Source organism: Nocardiopsis sp. L17-MgMaSL7 (genome assembly GCF_003182025.1).
GTDB classification, from domain to species: domain Bacteria; phylum Actinomycetota; class Actinomycetes; order Streptosporangiales; family Streptosporangiaceae; genus Nocardiopsis; species Nocardiopsis prasina.
In genome coordinates this window covers 249,408-272,881 of the sequence record NZ_QGTF01000007.1, presented here as the reverse complement: position 1 = coordinate 272,881, position 23,474 = coordinate 249,408, and the positions used below count along the sequence as shown (strand labels likewise).

Sequence of the window (23,474 nt, the reverse complement as noted above, 5' to 3'; positions counted from 1 at the left end):
AGTACCCACCCACGTGGTGTCACGGGAGTGAAGAGACCACCCCGGTCCACCGCGGGTCGGCCCCGGACACGACGAAGCCCCCGGCACCTGTTGGTGCCGGGGGCTTCGGTACTCCCTGTGGCGGGTGAAGGATTCGAACCTTCGAAGGCTAAGCCGACGGATTTACAGTCCGCTCCCATTGGCCGCTCGGGCAACCCGCCTGGGCTGCTGCGACGCTTGGCGTCGCCGCGCAGGAACGACAATAGCGGATGATGGGCCCGAACCTGAAATCGATTCCCGCGCGCGCCTCCGCCGGGCTCGTCAGGCGGGGGCGGGCGCGGCGCGGCTAAGCTCTGAACCGGCCCGGACCGGGCCGGACGAGACGCACACGGGCGCCCCACGGCGCACCGTGACCCATGAGACGTAGCGGGGTGTGAGAGTACGTGGCCGCCGAATCCAGTTTCGACGTGGTGTCCAAGCTCGACCGTCAGGAGGTCGACAACGCGCTGAACCAGGCGGGCAAGGAGCTGTCCCAGAGGTTCGACTTCAAGGGCACGGGGACCACCATCGCCTGGCAGGGCGAGGACGGCATCGAGATCAAGAGCGGCTCCGAGGAGCGCGCCCTGGCCGCCCTGGACGTCTTCAAGGAGAAGCTGGTCAAGCGCAAGCTCTCCTTGAAGATCCTGGACTCGGCCGAGGAGGCCAAGCCCTCCGGCAAGGAGTACCGCCTGCCGATCAGCCTCAAGGAGGGCATCTCCTCCGAGGACGCCAAGAAGATCTCCAAGCTCATCCGGGACGAGGGCCCCAAGGGTGTCAAGGCCCAGATCCAGGGCGAGGAGCTGCGGGTGAGCTCCAAGAAGAAGGACGATCTCCAGAACGTCATGAACCTCATCAAGGACAAGGACTTCGACCTGGCGCTCCAGTTCGTGAACTACCGCTAGGCATCCGACGAACGGCCGCCCGCCCCGACAGGGGAGGGCGGCCGTCGCGTCGTGTGGGGCCTCAGCGCATGTCCCACTTGCGGCGCAGCTCGCGGAGACGGCGCACCCGCTCCTCCACCGGCGGGTGTGCGGCGAACAGGCGGCCCACCCCTCCGGGGAAGGGGTTGGTGGTCATCAGGTGCGAGGCCGCCAGCAGGGCGCGCTCCTTGGGCAGCGGGTACGCGCGGTTCCCGGACTCCAGCTTGGTCAGCGCGTCGGCCAGCCCCAGGGGGTCACCGGTGATCTCCGCCGCCCGCTCGTCGGCCCGGAACTCCCGGGCCCGGCCCACCCCGAAGTAGACGACCATCGCCGCCAGCGGGGCCAGGACCACCATCATCAGGCCGCCGAGCAGGTTGGGCAGGTCCGTCTCCTCGGAGTCCCCCAGCGGGATCAGGAACGAGACCGCCGTCAGTGCGGTGATGAGCGCGGTGAGGGTCGCCGCCACCGAGCTGATCAGGGTGTCGTGCGCGCGGATGTGCGCCAGTTCGTGGGCGAGCACGCCGCGCAGTTCGCGTTCGTTGAGGGCGCGCAGCAGGCCCGTGGTGCAGCACAGGGCTGCGCGGCGGGGGCTGCTGCCGGTGGCGAAGGCGTTGGGCGAGCGCACCGGGGAGAGGTAGAGGCGGGGCATGGGCTGCCGAGCGGCCGTCGCCAGTTCCCGCACCATCCGGTAGAGCTCGGGGCGCTCGATCTCGCTGACCGGGCGGGCGCGCATCGCGCGCAGCGCGAGGGAGTTTCCGAAGAGGTAGACCAGGATCCCCGCGCAGGCCACCAGCGCCACCGAGACCTGGATCCCCTTCTCCGCTCCGCACAGCCAGCCGACCACGACGGCGAGCACCGAGGCGCCGACGAACAGGCCCACCGCGCGGATCGCGTTGACGTGCACGCGCCCTCCTTCCGCTGTTCGCCGCTGCCCGGCTGTGGATGCGTACATGGTGACAAACGTGCGGGTCCGCGTCTTGCGTTCCCCATGTGACCAGCTGTCGGTCACATCCCGCTTCCAGCCCGGATTCGGAGGGGTTGTGACAATGGCCACCCGCCCCGCCCCGGGGTCGGGACGACGACCTATAGTGCCAACGTGGCCCTTGTCACTCCGAACACCACGGGGACGGGACGGCGCTCCAGCGGGGCGGGCGTCCCCTTCGAGGTGAGCGGGGGGCCGTGCCGTCGGAGGCGGGAAGCCGAGGTCGGCCCGGCCGCGGTCCGAGACCGCCGAAACACCACCCGGGGTTGGCGCACCCAGGGCGTGTGGGGGCCACGCCGTCCTCCTGCCCCCGATCCAGGCACCCGGCACGTGACGGTGAGGTTCGGCCGGGGGTAGACACCACAGCGCCGCCGCCCGTCACGACCGGCGGCTGACCAAGGAGGTCTTCGATCTCAGTGGCCAAACAGATCGAGCAGCTCGACCGGGTCATCATCCGGTTCGCCGGGGACTCCGGCGACGGGATGCAGTTGACCGGTGACCGTTTCACCCAGGAGACAGCGTCGTTCGGCAACGACCTCTCGACCCTGCCGAACTTCCCCGCCGAGATCCGTGCCCCCGCCGGGACCCTCCCCGGGGTGTCCAGCTTCCAGCTCCACTTCGCCGACCACGACATCATGACGCCGGGCGACGCACCGGACGTGCTGGTGGCAATGAACCCCGCCGCGTTGAAGGCCAACCTCGGTGACCTGCCCCGGGGCGCGACCGTCATCGTCAACACCGACGAGTTCACCAAGCGCAGCCTGGCCAGGGTCGGCTACGCGGTCGACCCCCTCACCGACGGGAGCCTGGACGGGTTCCACGTGAGCGCGGTGGGCCTCACCTCGATGACGGTGGCCGCCCTGGAGGGGTCCGGGCTGTCCAAGAAGGACGCCCAGCGCGCGAAGAACATGTTCGCGCTGGGGCTGCTGTCGTGGATGTACAACCGCCCCACAGAGGGCACGACCTCGTTCCTGAAGTCGAAGTTCGCCAGCAAGCCGGACATCCTCGCCGCCAACCTCACGGCGTTCCAGGCCGGGTGGAACTTCGGGGAGACCACGGAGGACTTCGCGGTCTCCTACGAGGTCAAGCCCGCGAAGCTCCCCCCGGGCACCTACCGCAACATCACCGGGAACCTGGCCACCGCCTACGGGCTGATCGCCGGGTCGCGGCGGTCCGGTCTGCCCCTGTTCCTGGGGTCGTACCCCATCACCCCCGCCTCCGACATCCTGCACGAGCTCTCCAGGCACAAGCGGTTCGGCGTGCGCACGTTCCAGGCGGAGGACGAGATCGCCGGCGTCGGCGCGGCGATCGGCGCGTCGTTCGGCGGCTCGCTCGGGGTCACGACCACCTCCGGCCCCGGCATGGTGCTGAAGCAGGAGGCCGTGGGGCTGGCCGTGATGACCGAGCTCCCGCTGGTGGTCGTGGACGTGCAGCGGGCCGGTCCGAGCACCGGTATGCCCACCAAGACCGAGCAGACCGACCTGCTCATGGCGCTGTACGGCCGCAACGGGGAGTCCCCCGTGCCAGTGGTGGCGCCCTCCTCCCCCGCCGACTGCTTCGACGCGGCGCTGGAGGCGGTCCGCCTGGCCGTGCGGTACCGGACTCCGGTGGTGATGCTCTCCGACGGCTACCTCGCCAACGGTTCGGAGCCCTGGCGCCTGCCCGAGGTGTCGGAGCTGCCGGTGATCGACCCCGGCTTCGCCACGCGGCCCAACGGGCCGGACGGCGAGTTCCTGCCGTACCTGCGCGACGAGGAGACACTGGCCCGCCCGTGGGCGGTGCCGGGCACGGCGGGCCTGGAACACCGGATCGGCGGGATCGAGAAGCACGCCCGGACCGGGGACATCTCGTACACGCCCGACAACCACGACCTCATGGTCCGCACCCGCCAGGCCAAGGTGGACGCCATCGCCCGGGACATCCCGGAGCTGGAGGTCTCCGACCCCACGGACGACGCGGACGTGCTCGTGCTGGGCTGGGGCGGCACCTACGGGTCGATCACCGCCGCCGTGCGCCGGATCCGGCGTTCGGGGGGCCGGGTCGCACAGGCGCACCTGCGCCACCTCAACCCCTTCCCGGCCAACCTCGGCGACGTGCTGCGGAGCTACGACCGGGTCGTGGTCCCGGAGATCAACCTGGGCCAGCTGTCGCTGCTGCTGCGCGGCCGGTTCCTGGTGGACGTCATCGGTTACAACAAGGTCCGCGGGCTGCCCTTCAAGGCGGAGGAGCTCGCGGACGTGCTGCGGGAGGTCATCGACCGTGACTGAGAACTCGAACGGGACGCCCCCGGCCGGGCTGCGGCTGGTGCCCAGGACCGACACCGAGTACCGGATGAAGGACTTCAAGTCCGACCAGGAGGTGCGCTGGTGCCCGGGGTGCGGCGACTACGCGGTCCTCGCCGCCTTCCAGTCGTTCCTGCCGCAGCTGGGCGTACCCCGCGAGAACATCGTGATGGTGTCCGGGATCGGCTGCTCCTCGCGCTTCCCGTACTACCTGAGCACCTACGGCGTGCACTCGATCCACGGGCGCGCCCCGGCGATCGCGACGGGGCTGGCGGCGAGCCGCCCGGACCTGTCGGTGTGGGTGGTCACGGGTGACGGCGACGGTCTGTCCATCGGCGGCAACCACCTGATCCACGCGCTGCGCCGCAACGTGAACATCAACATCCTGCTGTTCAACAACCGCATCTACGGGCTGACCAAGGGCCAGTACTCCCCCACCTCCGAGGCCGGGAAGATCACGAAGTCCTCGCCGGTGGGATCGCTGGACCAGCCGTTCAACCCGGTGTCGCTGGCGCTGGGCGCCGAGGCGAGCTTCGTCGCCCGGACCGTCGACTCCGACCGCAAGCACCTGACCTCGGTGCTGCGCGCGGCGGCGGACCACCCCGGAGCGTCGTTCGTGGAGATCTACCAGAACTGTCCGATCTTCAACGACGACGCCTTCGAGCCGCTGAAGGACCCGGCCGCCCGGGACCTGCGGCTGCTGCGCATGGAGCACGGCGAGCCGCTGCGGCTGGGACCGGACCGCGGCGTGGTGGCGGACGGGTTCGGCGGCCTGGAGGTCGTGGACGTGGACTCGGTCAGCGAGGACCGGCTGATCCGGCACGACGCGCACCGCCCGGACCCGGGGTACGCGTTCGCCCTGTCCAGACTGGACCAGCCCGCCTTCGAGCACGTGCCGGTCGGGGTGTTCCGGGACGTGCGGCGGCCGGTCTACGACGAGCTGCTCAACGAACAGGTGGAGGACGCCCGGGCCGAGCACGGCGACGGCGAGCTGGGCGCGCTGCTGGCCAGCGGGGACACCTGGACGGTGGACTGACCCCACCCCGATGGGGGCGTATTCCCCCGGGCGGCGTCGGGAAGTTCACCGCCGCCGCCCGGGGTCTCCTCCCGGTGTGCCCGTGGCGCAGGCAATACGCTTCCCCCATGCGTATCGTCATCGCCGGTGGACACGGGAAGATCGCACTGCGGCTGGCCAGGCTTCTGGCCGCCCGCGGTGACCAGCCCGTCGCCCTCATCCGCAACCCCGACCACACCCAGGACGTCGTCGACGCCGGGGCCGAGCCGGTCCTCGTCGACCTGGAGGAAGCCAGCGTCACCGAGCTGGCCGAGAAGATCATGGACGCCGACGGCGTGGTGTTCGCCGCCGGAGCCGGACCGGGCAGCGGCGCCGACCGCAAGTCCACGGTGGACCACAAGGCGGCCTCGCTGACCGCGAACGCCGCGGCCCTGGCGGGGGTGCGCCGCCTGGTGCAGGTCTCCGCGATCAACGTGGACCAGCCGGTGCCGGAGGGCACCGACGAGGTGTGGGCCGCGTACGTGGCGGCCAAGAAGGCGGCCGACGACGACCTGCGTGAACACGACCTCGACCTGGACTGGACCATCCTGCGTCCCGGTCGGCTGACCGACGAGGCCGGAACGGGTCAGGTGGACCTGGGTGAGCCCGTGGACCGCGACTCCGTGACGCGCGACGACGTGGCCGCCGTGATCGTGGCCCTCCTGGACGAACCGGGGACCGCCAAGAGGGTTCTCAACCTGGTGAACGGTCGGACGCCGGTCGCCGACGCGGTCCGCGCCGCCGCCGGCTAGCCACCCGGGTCCTCCGGACCCCGTGGGTCGGGGTCCGGAGCTGGCGGTTTCCGCCGCCACCTCGGCGGTTCCCGTCGTCGGCGGCGGTTCCGGCCTTCTGTGGCCAGATGCCCTCATAGAAGGCATGATGGAAGCGGAGCCCGGCGGAATCCCGTCACGGTGGACGCGGACGACCGGGAACGACCCCCGACGGGTGAAGCAGCTCCGCAGAGCAGATGGGTACGGTTATTCATGAGCGTCACGCAGGTCGTGAGGGACAGCACTGTCGTCGAGCACGCCAAGGTCGCCGCGCAGCAGAAGCGGCGGATGTTCATCATCCAGCTCGAGGTCAACGCCTACGACGAGGCGTCCAGCAAGCTGCGGCCGGGGCTGACCCGCATCCTCGAGGGCATCGAGGAGGCCGGGTGGCGGCTGGAGCTGATCACCCCCAGCGAGACCGGTGAGTCCGCCGCCGCGCGCCTGTTCATCTTCCGTCCCGACACCGACGCCAAGGGCTCCGGGCAGGCCGAGACCGCGCAGCCCCAGCAGCAGACGCCGCAGGACCAGTCCGGTCAGCAGCAGCCCTACCAGCACCACCCCACGGGCGCCCAGCAGCCGGACCCCTACGCCGGTTACGGCCAGGGCTACGGTCAGCAGCACCAGCAGTACCCCGGTTACGACCCCCAGCAGTACCCGGGTTACGGGCAGCAGCCCGGATACGGCCAGCAGCCCGGCTATGGGCAGCAGTACCCGGGTTACGGACAGCAGCAGGGCTGGTAGCCGACCCCGCTCCCGAACAGCAGGGCCCGCACGGTGTGAACCGTGCGGGCCCTTCTTCGTGTCCGCGTTCGCACCCCCACGGCGGGTCATGTCGGACAGAAGTGGTTCCGATGCATTTGCCAGAAGTCTGATCCAGCCATGCTTTCGGTTGTGTAACGCGCCCGGCCCGCAAGGCGTGACATGTCCGCCATGTCAGGTGCGAAGCCGAAGAAAGTCCTGAGAAACTCTGGGTTCCCGGCGAAAATCACTTCGAGCATGCGCCCAGCTACGCTAAGTTAATTACGGCGGCCGCAGCCAACGTGTTTTGCACTTCCGAAAGGTATCCACCATGTCCCGTATTGCCAAGGTTTCCGGATTCGTCCTCGCCACCGGCCTCGCCTTCGGAGCCCTGACCGGGACCGCCGCGGCCGACAACAACGCCCACATCCAGAACATCACGATCCCGATCTGCCTCGACGTCATCAAGGCCTCCGGCTTCAGCGCCAGCGGCTGCAACGTCGTCGACTGGAACTCCACCTCGGGCATCTCCGTCCACGACTAGGCCCCCAGCCGTCGCGCGACACCCCTGCCAGACCTGCCAGATCCACCTGAGAAACACCAACCGAAAGGGATTCAACAATGAAGCGCATCACCGCCGTCTCCGGTCTCATCCTCGCCACCGGCCTCGCCCTGGGCGCCATGACCGGCACCGCCGCCGCCGACAACAACGCCCACATCCAGAACATCACCGTGCCGATCTGCGCCGACGTCATCTCCTTCGCGGGCTTCAGCTCCGAGGGCTGCAACGTCGTCCACAACAACATCACCTCCGGCGTCGCCGCCTTCGACTGGTAGTCCAGGCTCCGGGCGCAGGAACGACGCGGGGCACGGTGATCACTCACCGTGCCCCGCGTTTCGCGTGTCAGCCCCCGCAGACGCCCTCGGCCACGCCCTCGACGGGGTCCGTGACCAGCCGGGCGTGGGACCCGGTGTCGTAGCGGGTGGTCCCGTAGCGGAGCTTGGCCCGCTCGATCCCCTCCGGCCGGAACCCCGCCCGACGGGCCGCCACGCACGAACCCGGGTTGTTCACCCGGTGGCCCGTTTCGACACGGAACAGGCCCAGCTCAGCGAAGGCGAACTCGGCCACCAGTCGGGCACCGGCCGAGGCCACGCCCCGGCCCTGCTCGGCCGGGTGCGTCCAGTACGACACCCAGCCGAGCCCGTGCGTACGGCTGGTGACCGAGACCTGCGCGTGCCCCAGCACCCGGTCGGTCCCGTCGACCACCGCGAACCCGTGGACCTCCTGCTCCGCGGCCAGGACCGCCCTGCGCGCGACCCACTCCAGGGCCTCGTCCCGCGTCCGCGGCACCTCGGTCTCCTGGCGGGACAGTTCGTCCCAGCGGAAGGCCTCCAGCAGCCGGTCGGCGTCGCCCCGGTTCCACTCACGTAGGCGGTACAACCGCAACCCCTCTCACCAACGGTTCGGATCGCGCCAACCTAGAACCACCGCCCGGCCGAGGCAAGCACTTTTAGCCCCTCGTCGACTCCGCGCCCCGTGCCCGGCCGCACCGGCGCGGCCTGGTCCCACCCTCCGAACCCCTGCCCGTGGGGGCCGCTCCGGGGGTGCGCTGGTGGAGCACGTCCCGGCGGATCAGATCGGGACGTGGCTGACAGCTTCCACGTTGTTGCCGTCCGGGTCGCGGACGAAGGCGCCGTAGTAGTGCTCGTGGTACTCGGGCCAGAGCCCGGGTTCGTGCAGCACCTCGGCACCGGCCCCGACCGCCGCCGCGAAGAAGGAGTCGACCGCCGCCCGGTCCGGTGCGAGGAAGGCGATGTGCGACTCCCTCGCCGGTCCCTCGCTCTCGCTGGGGGAGATCCAGAACTGGGGGTGCTCGGTGCCGTAGCCGATCACCGGCCCGAACTGGAGCATGCGCCCGTGGCCCAGAGCGGCGAGGACGGCGTCGTAGAAGGCGGCGCTGGCTTCGGGATCAGCGACCTGGATACCGAGGTGATCGAGCATGCCCCGAGTGTGACACGCACCACCGACATCTCCGAGGAGGCCGGGGCCCGGGTCACCGGGCTCTTCGAGACCGAACTCCGCTTCCTGTCAGGCCCGTTCCGTACTGGCTCACCGCGAACGGGCCCTGGCTGGGGAACACCGGTGGCAGGCCGGAGAGGCCTGACGTGCCCGGGGTCAGGCGACCCAGCGGTAGAGGTGCTCGGGGCGACCGGCCGACCCGTAGCGCATGCGGAGTTCGGCTCGGCCGTCGGCGCACAGGTGCTCCAGGTAGCGGCGCGCCGTGACCCGGGAGACCCCGGAGCGTTCGGCGACGTCCGAGGCGGAGACCTCACCCTCCGCCTCGCGCAGCACGCCCGCCACCAGGTCGACGGTGGCGGAGGTCAGGCCCTTGGGCAGGGAGCGGGCGGCGGGCGGGCGCAGCAGTCCGAACAACCGGTCCACGTCCTGCTGCGTGGCCTGCCGCTCCCCCTCCATCTGGCGGCGCGCCACCGCGTAGCGTTCGAGCTGGTCGCGCAGGGCGCTGAGCGGGAACGGCTTGAGCAGGTAGTGCACCGCCCCGCCGTGCAGCGCCGCGCGGACCTGGGCGATGTCGCGAACGGCGGTGATCATCAGGAAGTCCGGCTGCGGAGCGTCCTGGGCGGCGGCCGAACGCAGGGTGTGCATCACCGATATGCCCGAGGCGTCCGGCAGGTGGAGGTCGAGCAGGACGAGGTCGGGCCGGTGGCCGCGCACCTGGGCCAGGGCCGCGGCCGCCGTGTGCGCCACCCCGACCACGGTGAACTCGGGCACGGACTCCACCAGCTCCTGGTGGTTGCGGGCCACCCGGACGTCGTCGTCGACGACCAGCACGCGGATCACCGGGCCACCGCCGCCGTGACCACCGGCAGGCAGACGGTGAACACCGCGCCCTCCTCGGCGTCGGGTGCCTCCATCTCGATGCTTCCCCCTCTGCTCTCACACACCTGTTTGACCAGCGCCAACCCCAGGCCGCGGGTGCCTCCGTCGCGGGAGGCCTTGGTGGTGAACCCGTATCGGAAGATCTCCTCCGCCAGCTCGTCGGACACCCCCTGCCCGGAGTCGGTCACCCGGATCTCCAGGAGGTCGTGCGGCAGCCCGGTGTCGGCCACCGTGTGCAGGCGCACCATCAGTTCCACCCAGCCGTTCGGGGTGACCGCGTCCAGGGCATTGTCCACCAGGTTGCCCAGGGTCAGGAGCGCGTCCGAGCGCAGGTCGCCCTTGAGAGAGACCGGGACGCTGGTCATCGGGGAGAGCCGCAGGTCCACACCGAGCTCCGAGGCCTGCGCGGACTTGGCCAGTGTGAGCGCCGCCAGCGCGGGGTCGCGGACGTGTTCGGCCACGCCGCTGGAGGTGCGGGTGTGGGTGGCGGCGAGGTCGGCCAGGTAGGCCCTGGCCTCGTCGTGGGCGCCCAGCTCCAGCATCCCTGCCACGGTGTGCACCCGGTTGGCGAACTCGTGGGTCTGGGCGCGCAGCCCCCTGGTGACGGTCCGCGCCCCGTCCAGCTCGCCGGTGAGCCGGTCCACCTCGGTGCGGTCCCGGAGGGTGACCACGGCCCCGGCCTCCTCTCCCCGGATGCGCACCGGCATCCGGTTGGCGACCAGCACGCGGTCACCGGACAGCAGGATCAGGTCGTCCCCGGGGTCCGCGCCGGAGACGATGTCGCGGGCCCGTTCGGACAGGCCGAGCTCGTCGAGGCGGCTTCCCTCCACTCCCTTGGGCAGTCCGAGCATGGTGCGGGCGGGCGGGTTGACGAGCAGGATCCGATCATCGCGGTCCACCGCGAGCACTCCCTCGCGCACGGCGTACAGCAGGGCCTCCCGGCTCTCCAGCAGCGCCGTGATGTCGGCCGGCTCCAAGCCGTGGGTCTTGGCGCGGACCTGCCGGGACAGCACCCACGAACCGCCCACGCCCAGGACCAGCACGAGCGCGGTGGCGGCGAGGATGACCGGGATCGAGGCGCGCGCGTCGGTGGTGGCGCTGGAGTCCAGGATGCCCAGGGACACGTATCCCACGATCTCCCCCTGGGCGTCGCCGCCGTTCACCGAGCCCCCGCCGGAGAACACGGGGATCTTCGCGCGCACCGTGCGGCCCTGGGTTCCGTCCTGCACGCCCGTCCACTCCGTGCCGCGTACGACGGGGCCGGGCGGGGTGGACACGGTCTCCCCTATCCGGCTCTTGTCCGGGTGGGTGTGCCGGGTCCCGTCGGGCGAGGCGATGACCAGGTAGTCCGCGCCGGTGGCGGAGGAGATGCGGTCGGCCAGCGGGTCGAGGTCCTCGGAGGGGTCGACCGCCTGGAGGCCCTCGACGACCTCGGGCAGGACCGCGACCGAACGGGCCACGGTGAGCACCCGTTCGGCGTACTGCCGGTCGGTCTCGCGGTCGAGGTGGATCGCCCAGAGGGAGCCGATGACCGCGAGGGCCACCGCCAGAAGACAGACATATCCAATGAAAAGGGACCCGGTGAGCGTGAGGCGACCGGGTGCGGGATGTGGGTTCATGAGCACTCCAGTGGCCGGGTGGGATCTCCCGGCCGGTGAACGCGCAGGTCGGCGTCGCGCGGTCAGCTTCGCAGACACGCTTCACGAACAATACGACCAATATGACTCCAGTTTTAACAAAGGCCTCACATGGGCGTGCCCACGGTCACACTGTGGTCTGGATCTCCCCTGCGTCCGCGCACCGGGAGACGTGCACGGACACTCAGGAAGGAGAGGACGATGCGCGATCGTGGCGTGCCGCTCCGCGTGGCAGGAGGGCTCTGTGCCCTGCTCCTCGTCGGGACGGCACTGTACGACGTACGTCAGAGCGCCGCGTCCGGCGACGGGGCCCAGGAGAAGGTGCTGCTCATCGCACCCGCCGGCCCCGGCGGCGGCTGGGACACGCTGGCCCGTGAGATGCAGAACGGCCTGCGTGAGGAGGACCTGCGGTTCAACGTCGAGGTCCGCAACGCCGAGGGCGCGGGTGGCACCATCGGGCTGGCCCAGACCGTGGGCCGCGACGGCCAGGACAACGTGCTGACCATGACCGGACTGGGCATGGTGGGCGCGGTGGAGACCACCGGGTCGCTCTACACGATGGAGGACGCGACCCCCATCGCCCAGCTGGCGTCGGAGTACCTCGCGATCGTCGTTCCCAAGGACTCCCCCTACGAGACCATCGACGACCTCGCCGAGGACTGGAACGAGAAGTCCGGGACCCTGCCCGTGGCGGGCGGCTCCATGGGCGGCGTCGACCAGATCTTCGCCGCGCAGGTCGCCCAGTCCATGGGGATCTCGCCCGGCGACATCAACTACCTCCCGTACTCCGGTGGCGGCGAGACCCTGACCTCGCTGCTCTCCGGCACGTCGAAGGTCGGGTTCGGCACCCTGGGCGACTTCAGCGACCAGATCGAGGACGACGGCCCGCTGCGCGCGCTCGCCGTCTCCTCCCCCGAACGCCTGGACGGCGTGGACATCCCGACCATGATCGAGCTCGGCTACGACCTCGAGATGTCGAACTGGCGCGGGGTGATCGCTCCTCCCGGCCTCTCCGAGGAGGAGGCCGACGGGCTGGAGGCGCTGGTGCGTGAGCTGCTGGCCACCGAGTCGTGGGCGGACACGCTGGAGCGCAACCGGTGGACCGACACCTACCAGGGCCGCGCCGAGTTCGAGGAGTTCCTCGACGAGGAGGTCGCCCTGACCCAGGAGACCGTGAAGGAGCTGGGACTGTGACGTCCGACGACACCCGCGTCAGCGCCGGGGCGGCCGAGACCGCCGGTACGGGCGGGACCGACGAGGCCCCGACGGTCGAGGCCGCCGAGGACCACCGGGCCGACGTGGACCAGACGACCGGGACCGACGAGGCCGAGTCGCCCGACCCGGAGACCTCCGTCTGGCGCGGCCCGACCGCGTGGGTGATCCCCGCGCTGGTCGCGGTCCTGGGCGCCGTGGCCCTGTGGGGCGGCCTCACCATCGAGGCGCCGCCCAACGCCACGCGGCCCGGCCCGGGTGCCTTCCCCGGCACCGTGGGCGTGCTGCTGCTGGTCACCGCCGTGTGCATGACCGTGGTCAACCTCCGGAACCGGAACACGGGCGACGGCGCCACCACCCTGGGCTGGTTCGAGAGCCGCCCGGTCCTGCTGGTGGTGGCGGGTCTGGTGGTGCACGTGGCACTGCTGGAGTTCGTGGGCTGGCTGCTCGCCGGTGCCCTGCTGTTCTGGATCGTGGCCTACGCCTTCGGCGCCCGCGCCTACCTGCGTGACGCGATCGTGGCGCTGTCGATGTCCGCGGCGGTCCAGGTCGGCTTCTCGCTCGGCCTCGGGCTCAGCCTGCCGGGCGGCTTCCTGGAGATGGTGCTCTGATGGACACTCTGATCAACCTCGCGGACGGGTTGGCCGCGGCGCTGACCCCCCAAAACCTCATGTGGGCCTTCCTCGGTGTGCTGCTCGGCACCGCCGTGGGCATCCTGCCGGGCATGGGTTCGGCCATGGCCGTGGCCCTGCTGCTGCCCGTCACCTTCCGCCTCGACCCCACCAGCGCGCTCATCCTGTTCGCCGGTGTGTACTACGGCGGCATGTTCGGTGGTGCCACCACATCGATCCTGCTCAACACCCCGGGCCAGGCGTCATCGATCGCCACCACCTACGAGGGCCACAAGATGGCGCTCAAGGGGCGGGCCGCCCAGGCACTGGGCACGGCTGTGATCGGCTCGTTCGTGGCGAGCGTCATCGGCACGCTGGTCGTGGCGCTGTTCGCCCCGGTGATGGTGGCGTTCGCGCTCAACTTCGGTCCCGGCGAGTACTTCGCGCTGACGGTCTTCTCGTTCGTCGCGGTGGCCGCGGTCGTGTCCGGCTCGGTGGTACGCGGCATCGCCTCGCTGCTCATCGGTCTGGCCATCGGCTTCGTGGGTATCGACGGGCAGAGCGGCGCCGCCCGGTTCGACTTCGGTTCGTCCAGCATGCTGGACGGGATCGACATCGTGATCGTCACCGTGGGCCTGCTCGCCCTCGGCGAGGTGCTCTACATCGCGGCGCGCGGGAAGTCCGCGCCGAACTTCGCGGCGATCCGCACCGGCCGTCCGTGGCTGGGCCGCAAGGACCTGCGCCGCTCCTGGAAGCCGTGGCTGCGCGGCACCGCGATGGGCAGTGCCTTCGGGCCGATCCCCGGCAGCGGCGCCGAGATCCCGACCTTCCTGTCCCTGGGCCTGGAGCGCAAGCTCGCCAAGCGCCGTGAGCGCCGGACCGGGGAGAAGAGCGAGTTCGGCCAGGGCGCGATCGAGGGTGTGGCCGGCCCGGAGTCGGCCAACAACTCCAGCGCGGCGGGCACGATGGTCCCGCTGCTGGGGCTGGGTCTGCCGACGTCGGCGACGGCGGCGATCATGCTGGCCGCGTTCCAGCAGTACGGACTCCAGCCGGGTCCGGTGCTGTTCGAGCGCAACGCCGACCTGGTGTGGACCCTGCTGGCCTCGCTGCTGATCGGCAGCGTGCTGCTGCTGGTGATCAACCTGCCGTTCGCACCGCTGTGGGCGAAGCTGCTGAAGCTGCCCAAGCCGTACCTGTACGCGGGTATCACGCTGTTCTCGGTGCTGGCGGTGTACGCCATCAACACCTCGGTGACGCACCTGGTGATGCTGCTGGCCATCGCCCTGCTGGGCCTGGGGATGCGGACCTTCGGGGTCCCCGTCGCCCCCGCGCTGATCGGCGTGGTGCTGGGTCCGATCGCGGAGACCGAGTTCCGCCGCGCGCTGGCCGCCTCCTCGGGCGACCCGTCGATCCTGGTCGGCAGCGGTATCTCGATCGGGCTGTACGTCCTGGTCCTGATCGCGGCCCTGGTGCCGCTGATCTCCCTGGTGCGCCGCCGGAGCGCGGCCCGCAGGGCCGAGGCCAGGGAGACCGCGGACCGGGCCTGACCTCCTCTCGGGCCTGCCCCTCCCGTTCCCCAACGGCCCCCGGACATCCGTCCTCCGGGGGCCGTTCCCGTGTCCGGGAGGGGGCTGGCCCCCCAGACGTGGCCACTCGCGGACAACCCGGAGCAGGAGCGCCCTCACGGAGCGCTGTCCCCGGCTATCCTCGGGGAGCTCCAAAGCCACCGCCCCTTGGCCCGGGCCCGAGAGGAAGACTCCCCCCTTTGCCCTCATCCCGTCGACGCGGCCGGAGCCTGCTCAGCCCGAGCGGCTTCGCGTTCGTCGTCCTGTGCTTCTTCCTTCCCTTCGTCACCCTGTCCTGCGAGAGCGGCATGGGGGACCTGTACGTCACCTACACCGGCCTCGACCTGGCTCTGGACCGCGCCCCGACCGTCGAGGGCAGCGCCGCCTCCCTGGCATCGCCGGAGGCGTTCCGAGCAGGGGCGATGACGCTGCTCCTGGTCTCGCTCGTGCTGTCCGGGGTCGGGTTCCTGGTCACCCTGCTGGTGGGCCACCGCCCCACCCAGATGCTGCTGGGCCTGGTCTTCGCCGTCCTCGCGCTCGGCGCCCTGACCACCGACCTCTCACTGCTCTACCAGGAGCACAACGGCGGCCCCCGGTCCGACGCCCTGGGGTTGGCCACCACGCAGAGCTCCATCGGTGTCGGGCTCTGGGCCACCTTCGGGCTGCTGGCCTTCCTCGTGCTGTTCCACCTGTTCGGGTTCGTCGGATCCCTGCGTGAGCGCGGCGTCCGACCCTCGCCGGGGGCATAGGCAACGGAGCCCCGACCGAGGCCGGGGCTCCGTTCCTCAGTCCTCGCGTCCCTGCTCCACCGCCTCGTACAGGGCGCGGATGTTGCCGCTGCCGAAGGTGGTGGCGCCCAGACGTTCGATCACCTCGAAGAACACCGTGTTCCTGGGGTGCGTGGAACGGGCGAAGATCTGGAAGAGCTGGCCGTCGTGGTCCTCGTCCACGAGGATGTCCAGCTCGCGCAGCTCGTCCACGGAGTGCCTGCGCAGGTCCAGCCGCTCGCCCAGCAGCCGGTAGTAGGCGTCGGGAGTGGCCAGGAACGCCACCCCGCGTTCCTGGAGCCGTCCCACCGTGGTCACCGCGTCGGCCGTGCTCAGCGCGATGTGCTGCACCCCGGGGCCACCGTGGTCACGCACGAAGTCGTCGATGTGGCCCGGGTCGAGGTCCTGGTCCGGTTCGATCAGGGTGAGGGTGGCGTCTCCCCCTGCGGAGCGGACGATGCGGGAGACCATCGCCTGCGAACCGACGACGATGCGCTCCTCGAAGATCAGCTCGAAGCCCAGGACACTCCGGTAGTACTCGACCGTCGGGTCGAGCCGCCCGGGTTCCAGACACACCGCCAGGTGGTCGACAGTGAGCAGTCCGAGGTCGGCCGCGCCGCCCCCGACCACCGGAGACAGACCGGGCAGGCGGCGGACGTCGGTGCCGGGCGGGCGTTCGACGAAGGTGTGTGTCACGTCCCCGAACCCGCCGACGGTGGCCGTGACCACGCCGTCCCGTTCGGTGGGGGCGGCCACCGACTCCGCGCCCCGGGAGACCGCGAGGTCGTGGGCGGCCCGGGCGTCCTCGGCGGTGAGGGCGATGTCGGCGACCCCGTCCCCGTGCGCGCGGACGTAGTCGGCCACGGGGTGGTCGTCGGTGAGCGCCTGGGTGAACACCATCCTGATGTCACCGGTGCCCACCATGGTGGACCGCTCAGTGCCGTTCTGGACGCTCTCGGCCAGGGTGCCCATCCCGTACCCGTCGCGCATGCGCAGGGCGGCCTTCTCGGCGTCCGCCGTGTGGATTCTGAGGTGGTCGACCGTCAACCCGTGCAGGGCCGTCATGGACTCTCCCCCTGGAAGTCAGGTGATCCGCGCGCTGGACGCGCCACGGGAGTCCCGAGACTATGCAGCACCCCTCCACCGGGAAAGGCACCGTGAGTACCCGTATAGCTACCCATGGCAATGGTTCACGGTCACCAGGCCACGCCTGTTGTCGGAGTGACACAAGGGGTTACCAAAGTTGCTGGGCGAACCGGGTGTCCGGGTGGCCCGATCGCGGACTCACACGGCGGGCACCCGTTCGCGCGCGGGTCCTCGGAAGACCTGGTGCGTGTGCCACTCCAGGTGGTCGGCGGACACGGTGGGCAGACAGCGCTGCGGACCGAGCACCCGTGCCCCGGCCAGGGAGAGCACCACTCTCTCGGCCGCGGGGGAACGGCTGGCGAACCGGGTGGAGACCGTCACCGTACGGTCCGCGGACGCGCCGAGCACACCCTTGTCGAAGAGCAGGTGGTGGATGGAGCACAGGCACAGCCCGTTGGTGAGGTCGTCCGGACCGTCGAAGGCCCACCAGCGGACGTGCGCCGCCTCCAGACCCACCGAGGCGCCGTCGATCAGTCCTTCGTAGCCGCAGAAGGCGCACCGGTACTCGTAGGCGGTCAGCACCAGGGAGCGGAATCCCGGGTCCCGCCCCTGGGCGGCCTCCCCGAGATGTCACCGGGCCGTCTCTCGCCGCACCGACGAGGCTCGCGTCGGGCATCCGGGAGGGAGGAACTAGACCGTGGCGCGCAGGAGCGGGATCCGCTGGGCGACGGCCACCAGCACGAGGCTGATCAGCGTGGTGGCGACGGCGTACCCGGCGGCTGTGGTGAGCCCGACCAGCCCGTCGGGGGTCCCCCCGAGGTCCCGCAGCGTGTACAGCACCATGACGTGCACGAGGTAGACGCCGAAGCTCAGCGCGGACAGCACGGCGATCGCCCGGTTCACACGGTGCTCGGCACCCAACTCCGCCAGCCGGGTGCCCCAGGCGCGCAGCAGCAGGAAGGCGCCGACCGACGCGACGATCATGGTCGGGGACAGGAAGTCGTAGACGTACTCGGCGCCCGTCCCCCACTCGCCGACGGACGCGGCGGCGGCCCAGGCGCCCAGGACGGTCCCGGTGGTGCCCAGCACGAACGCCACCGAACCGTGGAGGGCGTCGCGCGGCCCGGGCCCCCGGTCCGTCAGCAGCCAACCCAGCAGGTAGTAGCCGAGGAACGGCAGGAACCTGGTCGCGGCGGTGACCCCGCCGACCCCGTCGACCAGGGCCGACACCTGGTCGACGACACCGATGGAAAGGGCCGCGCCGGCGAACCACCACAGACCCGTGCGCGAGGTGTGCGCCACCACGGTGCGGAGGAACGGCGTGAACACGTAGAGCCCGGCGATGACGTACAGGAAGTACAGGTGGATCGACGGCGACCCCGAGGCCGCCTGCGCCAGGGAGTCGGGGAACCCGAGGCCGTCACGCCAGAACTGCCACAGCAGGTAGGCGCCGGTCCACACGAGCAGCGGCACGCCGATACGGGCCCACCGTTTGCGGTAGAACCCCCGGACGTCCTCGTCGCGGGGGCGCAGCAGCAGCGCGCCGCTCATCATCACGAACACCGGCACGCACCAGCGCAGCGCCGCGTCCACCACGTGCGCCGCCCACCAGGTGGGGCCACCGAGGTCGGTGTAGGTCGTGCTCACGAACGGCGAATAGGCGTGCACCAGCACGACGGCCGCCATGGCGGCCACACGCGCGAAACCCATCCACGCGGTCTTGGAGACCGCCGGTGCGGCGGGTCCCTGCGGAGACGGGGCTACGGCGTTCTGGGGGGCATCATCGACTCGCACACCTTCACCGATATCTGTTCGTTACCTGAAACGCAAGTCAGGATTCCGTTACCCGGGGTAAGTGATCCAGCCTTTTCCGTGGTCAGCGCCCTCTCCGGGCGCCCACAGGAAGACGGAGAAGTTCACCGGCCACACGCCATGAAGGGCGCACGGGCGGGTCGGAGCATCCTGACAGACACACGCGGGGGCGGCAACAGGGCGAGGATCACCGCCGCCCGCTCCTCGATCAGGCGGGGATCGCGGCCCACAGGAGCACGAACAGGACGGTGTGCGCCGAAGTCGACGATCGGGACGGGATCGCGAGTCAGCTTTTCGAGGTCATTTCCTGGATGCCGATGGCGGACAGGAGATCGACCTTGTTCCTGGCGTCCGCGTGGCGCGGGGTGTCCACCACGAGGCGGAGGTTCGTGCCCTGGGTGGTGAGCACATCGGAGTCGAAGGCGATGTCCCCCACCTCCGGATGCGCGACGACCTTGTGAGCGCCCTGGTGATCGCCCACCGACCGGAGCACCCAGAGTTCACGGAACCGGTGACTGCGGTTATGTCGGGGTCCTTCGGGTACCGGCTCGCCGTCGCGCGCCGGCGACCAGTGACTCCTCGAACGCGGCACGCTCCACGGGGACGCCGCGACCAGCCCCGGCCCCGGCAGACCTGGACCGACCCCGGGGAGTTGGACTGAGAAATCCAGTTCCCACTCCCGGGGGTCGGTTCGCAGAAGCCGGGAACCTCTGCTTTTCGGCTGCTGGTCGAGCCGTCGTCCGAGCGTTCGCGGGGATACTCGCAGGTGCTCGGGCCGTGCTACTCGGCCGAGCGCGCAGAGTCCGCGTCACCCGAGCTCACAACCCCGATCGGGCAGCTGGCACCGGTGCCGCCGATACCGCAGTAGCCGTTGGGGTTCTTCGCGTCGGACAGGTACTGCTGGTGGTAGTCCTCGGCGAAGTAGAAGGCCCTCAGCGGAGCGATCTCCGTGGTGATCGGGCCGAAGCCCGAACGGGTGAGGACCGGCTGGAAGGCGTCGCGGGTGGCCTCGGCCGCCTCGCGCTGGGCCTCCGAGTGGTGGTAGATCGCCGACCGGTACTGCGAGCCGACGTCGTTGCCCTGGCGCATGCCCTGGGTGGGGTCGTGGCCCTCCCAGAACACCTTGAGGAGCTCCGTGTAGGTGATCCGTGCCGGATCGAAGACCACCCGGACCATTTCGGTGTGGCCGGTCAGTCCGGAGCACACCTCCTCGTAGGTGGGGTTGGGCGTGTAGCCGCCCGCGTAGCCCACGGCGGTGGTGATGATCCCGTGCTCCGCCCCCAGCCTCCAGAAGGTGCGCTCCGCGCCCCAGAAGCAGCCCATCGCCACGTCGGCGACCTCGCTGCCCTCCGGATAGGGCGGGGTGAGCCGGGTGCCCAGCACCGTGTGGCCGAAGGGCACCGGCATCGCGGTGTCCCGGCCGGGAAGGGCCTGGGCGGGGTCGACCATGGTCGTCTTTCTGCCGAACATGTCTCCAGGCTATCCGGCCCGTCCAGGCGTTCCCGGGGGCGTGGGCGAAGGTTGTCCACAGGCTGGGACGAACAGGAGACAGTTGAGCGGATTCGTCCTACCATTGCGGTTGTGTCGGAAACCAACCGCGGTGTCGTCCTCGGGGCGACCGCCTTCCTCCTGTGGGGCTTCGCGGCCCTCTACTGGCCCTTTCTCTCCGATTCCGAACCCGCCGAGGTCCTCGCCCACCGCATGGTGTGGGCGCTCCTCGCGATGTGCGTGTTCCTGCTGCTGGCCCGGCGTGGCTGGTCCTGGCTTCCCCAGGTGCTGCGCAACCCCAGGCAGCTCCTGCTGGTCGGGGCGGCCGCGGTGCTCATCTCGGTGAACTGGTGGGGGTTCATCTACTCGGTCTCCACCACCCAGACCCTCCAGGCCTCGCTGGCGTACTTCATCAACCCGCTGATGACGGTCTGCCTCGGTGTGGTCTTCTTCGCCGAACGCCTGCGTGCCGCCCAGTGGGTCGCGGTGGGCCTCGGAGTGGTCGCGGTCGTGGTGATGACCGTCGCCTACGGTTCCACCCCCTGGCTCTCACTGCTGATGGCCGCGACGTTCGCCGCCTACGGGGCGGTGAAGAAGTACGTGAGCCTGGACGGGATGCAGAGCCTGACCGTCGAGACCCTGGTGATGTTCCTGCCCGCGCTGGGGTTCGTGGTCTATCTGGAGGCCACCGGGGCGGGCACCACCCTGTCGGTCTCGCCCGGGCACACCGCGCTGCTGGTGGGCGGCGGGTTCGTGACCGCGCTGCCCCTGTTGTTGTTCGGGGTGGCGGCGCGCAAGGTGCCGCTGAGCGTGATCGGCATGCTCCAGTTCATCGCCCCGACCATGATGTTCGTGATCGGCTGGCTGGTCCAGGGTGAGGAGATGCCGCTGAGCCGGTGGGGCGGCTTCGTGTTCGTCTGGCTGGCGGTGTGCGTGTTCGCCTTCGACCAGGTACGCAGCTCACGTGCCCGGTCCGCGGCGCGTCGCGAGGCGGCCCTCGCCGAATCAAGACCCTGACCTGGAGTTCCCGGTTTCGGTCATTCAAAACTACTCTCGGTGACACTGTGCTAACGTCAGGTCGTGGGCGTCGGGCTCTGCCCCGCCCCGACCTGGTCACACGTCTCGGAGGGTCCCCTTGATTCCTCGCACCAGCCGAACCGGCACGCTCCGTGCCGCCTCGGCCGCGTGCGCGGCGGTGCCCTCCGCGATCGGCCTCCCACTCCTGTTGGGCGCCTTCCTCGCCGTGCTGTGGTTGCTCTGTGCCGCACCGGCCCAGGCGGACTCCGCCTCGTTGGGCTCCGGCGCCCTGGGGGCCCCGGTCTCCGAGACCGCCACCGCCACCGGCGAGGCCCTCGGACTGGGCGAGGCCCCGGCCCTGGACTCGGTCGTACCCGAGAAGGTCACCGAACCGGTGACCACCACGCTCGGCACCGTGCACCAGCGTCTGGAGAAGCGCACGGTCGAAACCGCCGAGGCCGCCGTCAGCCTGCCCGAGCCCGCCGTGGCCGAGGTGCGCGGCTTCGTCGCGGAGATCGACCGCACCCGCGAGGAGACGGTCGAGCGCGGCCTGGGCCAGAGCCTGCCGATCACCGAGTCCCGGGCGTCCCGCGCCTCCGACTCGGACGAGGACGAGGAGACCGGCGCGGACCGGGCCGCCGAGGAGGACGAGGGCTCCGAGCCCGCCGAGTGGTCGGAGGGTCACGGTGTTCACGTGCTCCCCTCGGTCACCGCTCACCACGCCTCCACCGCCCCGAGCAGCGCGACGCCCGACTCCGAGCAGGAGGACGACGACCGCGCCACGGAACACCAGCGCGTACAGCCCGCCACCGGGTCCCCCGCGCCCACCGCCAACGGACCGGCGCCCGCGCCCTCCGTCGCCGGATACCTCACGGCCGCGCCGCTTCCCGCGCCCGCCGCCGACGCCGTGCGCCTGGCCGCGCACCGGCTGCACACCGTGCCCGCCGACCCGGCAGACGACCTCACGGTCTCGCCGGACTAGCGAACGGTCCCGCCCCGGGCGCACGACGCGCCCCCGGACCGTTCCCAGCACGTACTTCCTGGGAGCTGACCTGAGTCCCGTGCCCTCGTTCACGTGATTCACGTCAGCCGGTGGTCCGCCCCGGCTCCCCACGACCGCCGTCCACGGCGTCGCGGTCGTCCTGTTCATCCAGAGCTTCACCAGGGAAGGAAAACCATGACGCACACCAAGCGCTTCTCCGCCCGAGCAGTACTCCTCGTCACGGGCACCGCGGGCTTCGTGGCTCTCGGCGCCGGTGTGGCCGGAGCCGAGGCCCTGGCCACCCCGATGCAGGAGCTCTCGCCCGTCGTCGAGCGCGCCCTCGTCGAGGGCGTGGCCCCGACCATGCACGTGCTGGCCCCCGAGGGCGTCACCCCGATCGCGGACCGTGCGCTGAGCGAGCTCCAGGAGACCGCGAACGCCGAGAAGCCCGCCCCCGATCTGGGCGCCATCCTGCCCGACTCCCCGCTGTCCGAGACCGTCACCAAGGCGCAGGACGCCACCGGCCTGGACGGCGACCCGCACGACACCGTCGGGCACACGGTGGGCCGGAACGTGGAGTCCGCCGCCCAGGACGCCGGGACCGTCGTGGAGGACACCGCCCGCGGGGCGGGCGCGTCCGCCGAGTCCACCGCCTCCGAGGTGCTGCCCCACACGGTCCAGGCCGCCGCCGACCTGCGCGACGAGATGCTGGTCCTGCCCGAGCTGGACACCACCCGGCTGCCGAGCCTGGAGGACCGCCGCCTGCCCGAGCTGAGCGAGGCGCCCTCCCTGAGCGAGGTCACCGACCTGGGCGGCGTCACCGACCTCACCGGCGACAACGCCCTGGTGCTGAACGACCTCAACCCGGTCAGCGCCCTGTCCGAGCCCAAGCCCACGCCCGTCCACACGAGCGCCGCCGTCCCGTCCGAGGGCGCCGACCTCACCGCGCCCAACATGTGGGACCTGGCGGCCGCCTTCGGCCTGGAGACCCCGAAGCAGATCCAGGACGTCGTCGAGGCCACCGAGCTGACCGCCGACAACTACGTGAACCTCGGCGAGGAGGAGGTTCTGGGCATGGTGGGCAACCGCGCCTGGGAGGGCCGCGACCTCACCACCGTTCCGCAGAGCTCCCCGCAGACCCCGGGCGCCGAGGCCCCGGCCTTCGAGACCCCCAAGGTCACGGACCTGACCGACGCCCTGCTGACCGGTGCGTCCGACCTCGGCTCCGCGGACCTGAGCTCCGCCGAGCCGGTCTCGCTCCAGGGCCCGCTGGCCGACGCCCAGCTGCCCCAGGTCGCCGAGGGCATCGACACCACCACCGCCGAGGACCTGGTCAACGGCCTGAGCCGGGGCACGGACCTGCTCAACGACCTGGACACCAGCGACCTCGTCTCCATCGAGGGCGGCACCGCCGAGCAGGAGACCCCCGAGGGCATGGTCCAGCACCCCACCTTCATGGACCTGCCGGGCTCCGAGGCCCTCCCCCTCGTGCGCTGACCCCTTCCGGTCCCACTTCGCGGCGCCGCCCCACGCACCGGGGCGGCGCCGCCGTCGTTTCCGGCCGGGAACCCCGGCACCGGACGTGCGCCGCGAGCGTGGTCTCGGCCCGCTCGCGTGCCCGGCTGGGGCTCCGG

Annotated in this window: 23 protein-coding genes, 1 tRNA gene and 1 pseudogene; 14 read left to right on the top strand and 11 right to left on the bottom strand. The window is 70.9% G+C overall.

What is annotated here, in order from left to right; translation table 11 throughout:
* Nucleotides 1-118: 118 nt before the first annotated feature.
* Nucleotides 119-200, bottom strand: a tRNA-Tyr gene (locus tag BDW27_RS14830).
* A gap of 222 nt (nucleotides 201-422) precedes the next feature.
* Here BDW27_RS14830 and BDW27_RS14825 point away from each other — a divergent pair.
* A complete protein-coding gene (locus BDW27_RS14825; RefSeq protein WP_110049713.1) occupies nucleotides 423-920 on the top strand; it encodes a YajQ family cyclic di-GMP-binding protein in 498 nt (165 codons plus the stop codon).
* A gap of 61 nt (nucleotides 921-981) precedes the next feature.
* Here BDW27_RS14825 and BDW27_RS14820 read toward each other — a convergent pair whose 3' ends face one another.
* Nucleotides 982-1,842 carry a M48 family metalloprotease gene (locus BDW27_RS14820; RefSeq protein ID WP_017543040.1) on the bottom strand — a complete coding sequence of 287 codons (861 nt, stop codon included), beginning with the start codon at nucleotides 1,840-1,842 and terminating at the stop codon, nucleotides 982-984.
* A gap of 494 nt (nucleotides 1,843-2,336) precedes the next feature.
* Between BDW27_RS14820 and BDW27_RS14815 the strand changes: the two genes are divergently transcribed.
* From BDW27_RS14815 to BDW27_RS14790, 6 genes are all read left to right on the top strand, one after another.
* On the top strand, nucleotides 2,337-4,187 hold the full coding sequence (locus BDW27_RS14815; RefSeq protein ID WP_110049711.1) for a 2-oxoacid:acceptor oxidoreductase subunit alpha: 1,851 nt from the start codon (nucleotides 2,337-2,339) through the stop codon (nucleotides 4,185-4,187).
* A gap of 64 nt (nucleotides 4,188-4,251) precedes the next feature.
* Nucleotides 4,252-5,238: a 2-oxoacid:ferredoxin oxidoreductase subunit beta gene (locus BDW27_RS14810; protein ID WP_233515772.1), complete on the top strand. Its 987-nt coding sequence runs from the start codon at nucleotides 4,252-4,254 to the stop codon at nucleotides 5,236-5,238.
* 107 nt (nucleotides 5,239-5,345) lie between these two features.
* Complete coding sequence (locus tag BDW27_RS14805; RefSeq protein ID WP_110049707.1) at nucleotides 5,346-6,008, top strand: NAD(P)-binding oxidoreductase; 663 nt, start codon at nucleotides 5,346-5,348, stop codon at nucleotides 6,006-6,008.
* A 231-nt stretch (nucleotides 6,009-6,239) separates the two neighbouring features.
* Nucleotides 6,240-6,767: a hypothetical protein gene (locus tag BDW27_RS14800; protein ID WP_017543044.1), complete on the top strand. Its 528-nt coding sequence runs from the start codon at nucleotides 6,240-6,242 to the stop codon at nucleotides 6,765-6,767.
* Between the two features lie 328 nt (nucleotides 6,768-7,095).
* Nucleotides 7,096-7,308 (top strand): hypothetical protein, encoded by a 213-nt coding sequence (locus BDW27_RS14795; protein ID WP_110049705.1) that lies wholly within the window; start codon nucleotides 7,096-7,098, stop codon nucleotides 7,306-7,308.
* A gap of 77 nt (nucleotides 7,309-7,385) precedes the next feature.
* Nucleotides 7,386-7,601, top strand: a complete 216-nt coding sequence (locus BDW27_RS14790) for a hypothetical protein (protein ID WP_110049703.1) — start codon at nucleotides 7,386-7,388, stop codon at nucleotides 7,599-7,601.
* 67 nt (nucleotides 7,602-7,668) lie between these two features.
* Here BDW27_RS14790 and BDW27_RS14785 read toward each other — a convergent pair whose 3' ends face one another.
* The 4 genes from BDW27_RS14785 to BDW27_RS14770 form a co-directional block, all read right to left on the bottom strand.
* On the bottom strand, nucleotides 7,669-8,205 hold the full coding sequence (locus BDW27_RS14785; protein ID WP_110049701.1) for a GNAT family N-acetyltransferase: 537 nt from the start codon (nucleotides 8,203-8,205) through the stop codon (nucleotides 7,669-7,671).
* Nucleotides 8,206-8,397: 192 nt separating this feature from the next.
* The gene (locus tag BDW27_RS14780; RefSeq protein ID WP_110049699.1) at nucleotides 8,398-8,766 is read right to left on the bottom strand and encodes a VOC family protein; all 369 of its coding nucleotides are present in this window, start codon (nucleotides 8,764-8,766) and stop codon (nucleotides 8,398-8,400) included.
* A 174-nt stretch (nucleotides 8,767-8,940) separates the two neighbouring features.
* A complete protein-coding gene (locus BDW27_RS14775; protein ID WP_026128981.1) occupies nucleotides 8,941-9,624 on the bottom strand; it encodes a response regulator in 684 nt (227 codons plus the stop codon).
* Nucleotides 9,621-11,282, bottom strand: a complete 1,662-nt coding sequence (locus BDW27_RS14770; protein ID WP_110049697.1) for a sensor histidine kinase — start codon at nucleotides 11,280-11,282, stop codon at nucleotides 9,621-9,623. Before BDW27_RS14770 ends, BDW27_RS14775 begins: the two co-directional genes overlap by 4 nt.
* A 219-nt stretch (nucleotides 11,283-11,501) precedes the next feature.
* Here BDW27_RS14770 and BDW27_RS14765 point away from each other — a divergent pair, with 219 nt between their 5' ends.
* The 4 genes from BDW27_RS14765 to BDW27_RS14750 all read left to right on the top strand — a co-directional run bounded on the left by BDW27_RS14765 (nucleotide 11,502) and on the right by BDW27_RS14750 (nucleotide 15,437).
* A complete protein-coding gene (locus BDW27_RS14765) occupies nucleotides 11,502-12,494 on the top strand; it encodes a tripartite tricarboxylate transporter substrate binding protein (protein ID WP_110049695.1) in 993 nt (330 codons plus the stop codon).
* Nucleotides 12,491-13,123 carry a tripartite tricarboxylate transporter TctB family protein gene (locus BDW27_RS14760; protein ID WP_199560658.1) on the top strand — a complete coding sequence of 211 codons (633 nt, stop codon included), beginning with the start codon at nucleotides 12,491-12,493 and terminating at the stop codon, nucleotides 13,121-13,123. Before BDW27_RS14765 ends, BDW27_RS14760 begins: the two co-directional genes overlap by 4 nt.
* Nucleotides 13,123-14,670 (top strand): tripartite tricarboxylate transporter permease, encoded by a 1,548-nt coding sequence (locus BDW27_RS14755; RefSeq protein WP_110049693.1) that lies wholly within the window; start codon nucleotides 13,123-13,125, stop codon nucleotides 14,668-14,670. Before BDW27_RS14760 ends, BDW27_RS14755 begins: the two co-directional genes overlap by 1 nt.
* Before the next feature lie 218 nt (nucleotides 14,671-14,888).
* Nucleotides 14,889-15,437, top strand: coding sequence for a hypothetical protein (locus BDW27_RS14750; protein ID WP_017543055.1), 549 nt, complete (start codon nucleotides 14,889-14,891; stop codon nucleotides 15,435-15,437).
* Nucleotides 15,438-15,473: 36 nt separating this feature from the next.
* Here BDW27_RS14750 and hppD read toward each other — a convergent pair whose 3' ends face one another.
* From hppD to msrA, 5 genes and pseudogenes are all read right to left on the bottom strand, one after another.
* On the bottom strand, nucleotides 15,474-16,520 hold the full coding sequence (gene hppD / locus BDW27_RS14745) for a 4-hydroxyphenylpyruvate dioxygenase (RefSeq protein ID WP_110049691.1): 1,047 nt from the start codon (nucleotides 16,518-16,520) through the stop codon (nucleotides 15,474-15,476).
* A 219-nt stretch (nucleotides 16,521-16,739) separates the two neighbouring features.
* Nucleotides 16,740-17,147 (bottom strand): annotated as a pseudogene (locus tag BDW27_RS14740) (HNH endonuclease); the annotation flags it as partial.
* 84 nt (nucleotides 17,148-17,231) lie between these two features.
* Entirely contained in the window at nucleotides 17,232-18,251 is a 1,020-nt protein-coding gene (locus BDW27_RS14735; RefSeq protein WP_199560657.1) for an acyltransferase, read from the bottom strand.
* A 388-nt stretch (nucleotides 18,252-18,639) separates the two neighbouring features.
* The gene (locus tag BDW27_RS28020) at nucleotides 18,640-18,945 is read right to left on the bottom strand and encodes a hypothetical protein (RefSeq protein WP_255421489.1); all 306 of its coding nucleotides are present in this window, start codon (nucleotides 18,943-18,945) and stop codon (nucleotides 18,640-18,642) included.
* A 188-nt stretch (nucleotides 18,946-19,133) separates the two neighbouring features.
* Nucleotides 19,134-19,823: a peptide-methionine (S)-S-oxide reductase MsrA gene (gene msrA, locus BDW27_RS14725; RefSeq protein WP_158543585.1), complete on the bottom strand. Its 690-nt coding sequence runs from the start codon at nucleotides 19,821-19,823 to the stop codon at nucleotides 19,134-19,136.
* A 111-nt stretch (nucleotides 19,824-19,934) separates the two neighbouring features.
* On the opposite strand from msrA, the gene rarD reads away from it, so the two are divergent.
* The 3 genes from rarD to BDW27_RS14710 all read left to right on the top strand — a co-directional run bounded on the left by rarD (nucleotide 19,935) and on the right by BDW27_RS14710 (nucleotide 23,337).
* Nucleotides 19,935-20,858 (top strand): EamA family transporter RarD, encoded by a 924-nt coding sequence (gene rarD, locus BDW27_RS14720; RefSeq protein ID WP_110049685.1) that lies wholly within the window; start codon nucleotides 19,935-19,937, stop codon nucleotides 20,856-20,858.
* A gap of 118 nt (nucleotides 20,859-20,976) precedes the next feature.
* Nucleotides 20,977-21,840 (top strand): hypothetical protein, encoded by an 864-nt coding sequence (locus tag BDW27_RS14715; RefSeq protein WP_110049683.1) that lies wholly within the window; start codon nucleotides 20,977-20,979, stop codon nucleotides 21,838-21,840.
* Between the two features lie 195 nt (nucleotides 21,841-22,035).
* Nucleotides 22,036-23,337, top strand: a complete 1,302-nt coding sequence (locus BDW27_RS14710; protein ID WP_110049681.1) for a hypothetical protein — start codon at nucleotides 22,036-22,038, stop codon at nucleotides 23,335-23,337.
* The last annotated feature ends 137 nt before the right edge of the window (nucleotides 23,338-23,474 follow it).

Bases quoted from the DNA above. Each gene is read 5' to 3' on its own strand.
- BDW27_RS14810 (WP_233515772.1), top strand. From the start codon at position 4,252: ATGAAGGACTTCAAGTCCGACCAGGAGGTGCGCTGGTGCCCGGGGTGC.
- BDW27_RS14805 (WP_110049707.1), top strand. From the start codon at position 5,346: ATGCGTATCGTCATCGCCGGTGGACACGGGAAGATCGCACTGCGGCTG.
- BDW27_RS14800 (WP_017543044.1), top strand. From the start codon at position 6,240: ATGAGCGTCACGCAGGTCGTGAGGGACAGCACTGTCGTCGAGCACGCC.
- BDW27_RS14795 (WP_110049705.1), top strand. From the start codon at position 7,096: ATGTCCCGTATTGCCAAGGTTTCCGGATTCGTCCTCGCCACCGGCCTC.
- BDW27_RS14790 (WP_110049703.1), top strand. From the start codon at position 7,386: ATGAAGCGCATCACCGCCGTCTCCGGTCTCATCCTCGCCACCGGCCTC.
- BDW27_RS14780 (WP_110049699.1), bottom strand. From the start codon at position 8,766: ATGCTCGATCACCTCGGTATCCAGGTCGCTGATCCCGAAGCCAGCGCC.
- BDW27_RS14770 (WP_110049697.1), bottom strand. From the start codon at position 11,282: ATGAACCCACATCCCGCACCCGGTCGCCTCACGCTCACCGGGTCCCTT.
- BDW27_RS14765 (WP_110049695.1), top strand. From the start codon at position 11,502: ATGCGCGATCGTGGCGTGCCGCTCCGCGTGGCAGGAGGGCTCTGTGCC.
- BDW27_RS14755 (WP_110049693.1), top strand. From the start codon at position 13,123: ATGGACACTCTGATCAACCTCGCGGACGGGTTGGCCGCGGCGCTGACC.
- hppD (WP_110049691.1), bottom strand. From the start codon at position 16,520: ATGACGGCCCTGCACGGGTTGACGGTCGACCACCTCAGAATCCACACG.
- BDW27_RS14735 (WP_199560657.1), bottom strand. From the start codon at position 18,251: ATGGGTTTCGCGCGTGTGGCCGCCATGGCGGCCGTCGTGCTGGTGCAC.
- msrA (WP_158543585.1), bottom strand. From the start codon at position 19,823: ATGTTCGGCAGAAAGACGACCATGGTCGACCCCGCCCAGGCCCTTCCC.
- BDW27_RS14710 (WP_110049681.1), top strand. From the start codon at position 22,036: ATGACGCACACCAAGCGCTTCTCCGCCCGAGCAGTACTCCTCGTCACG.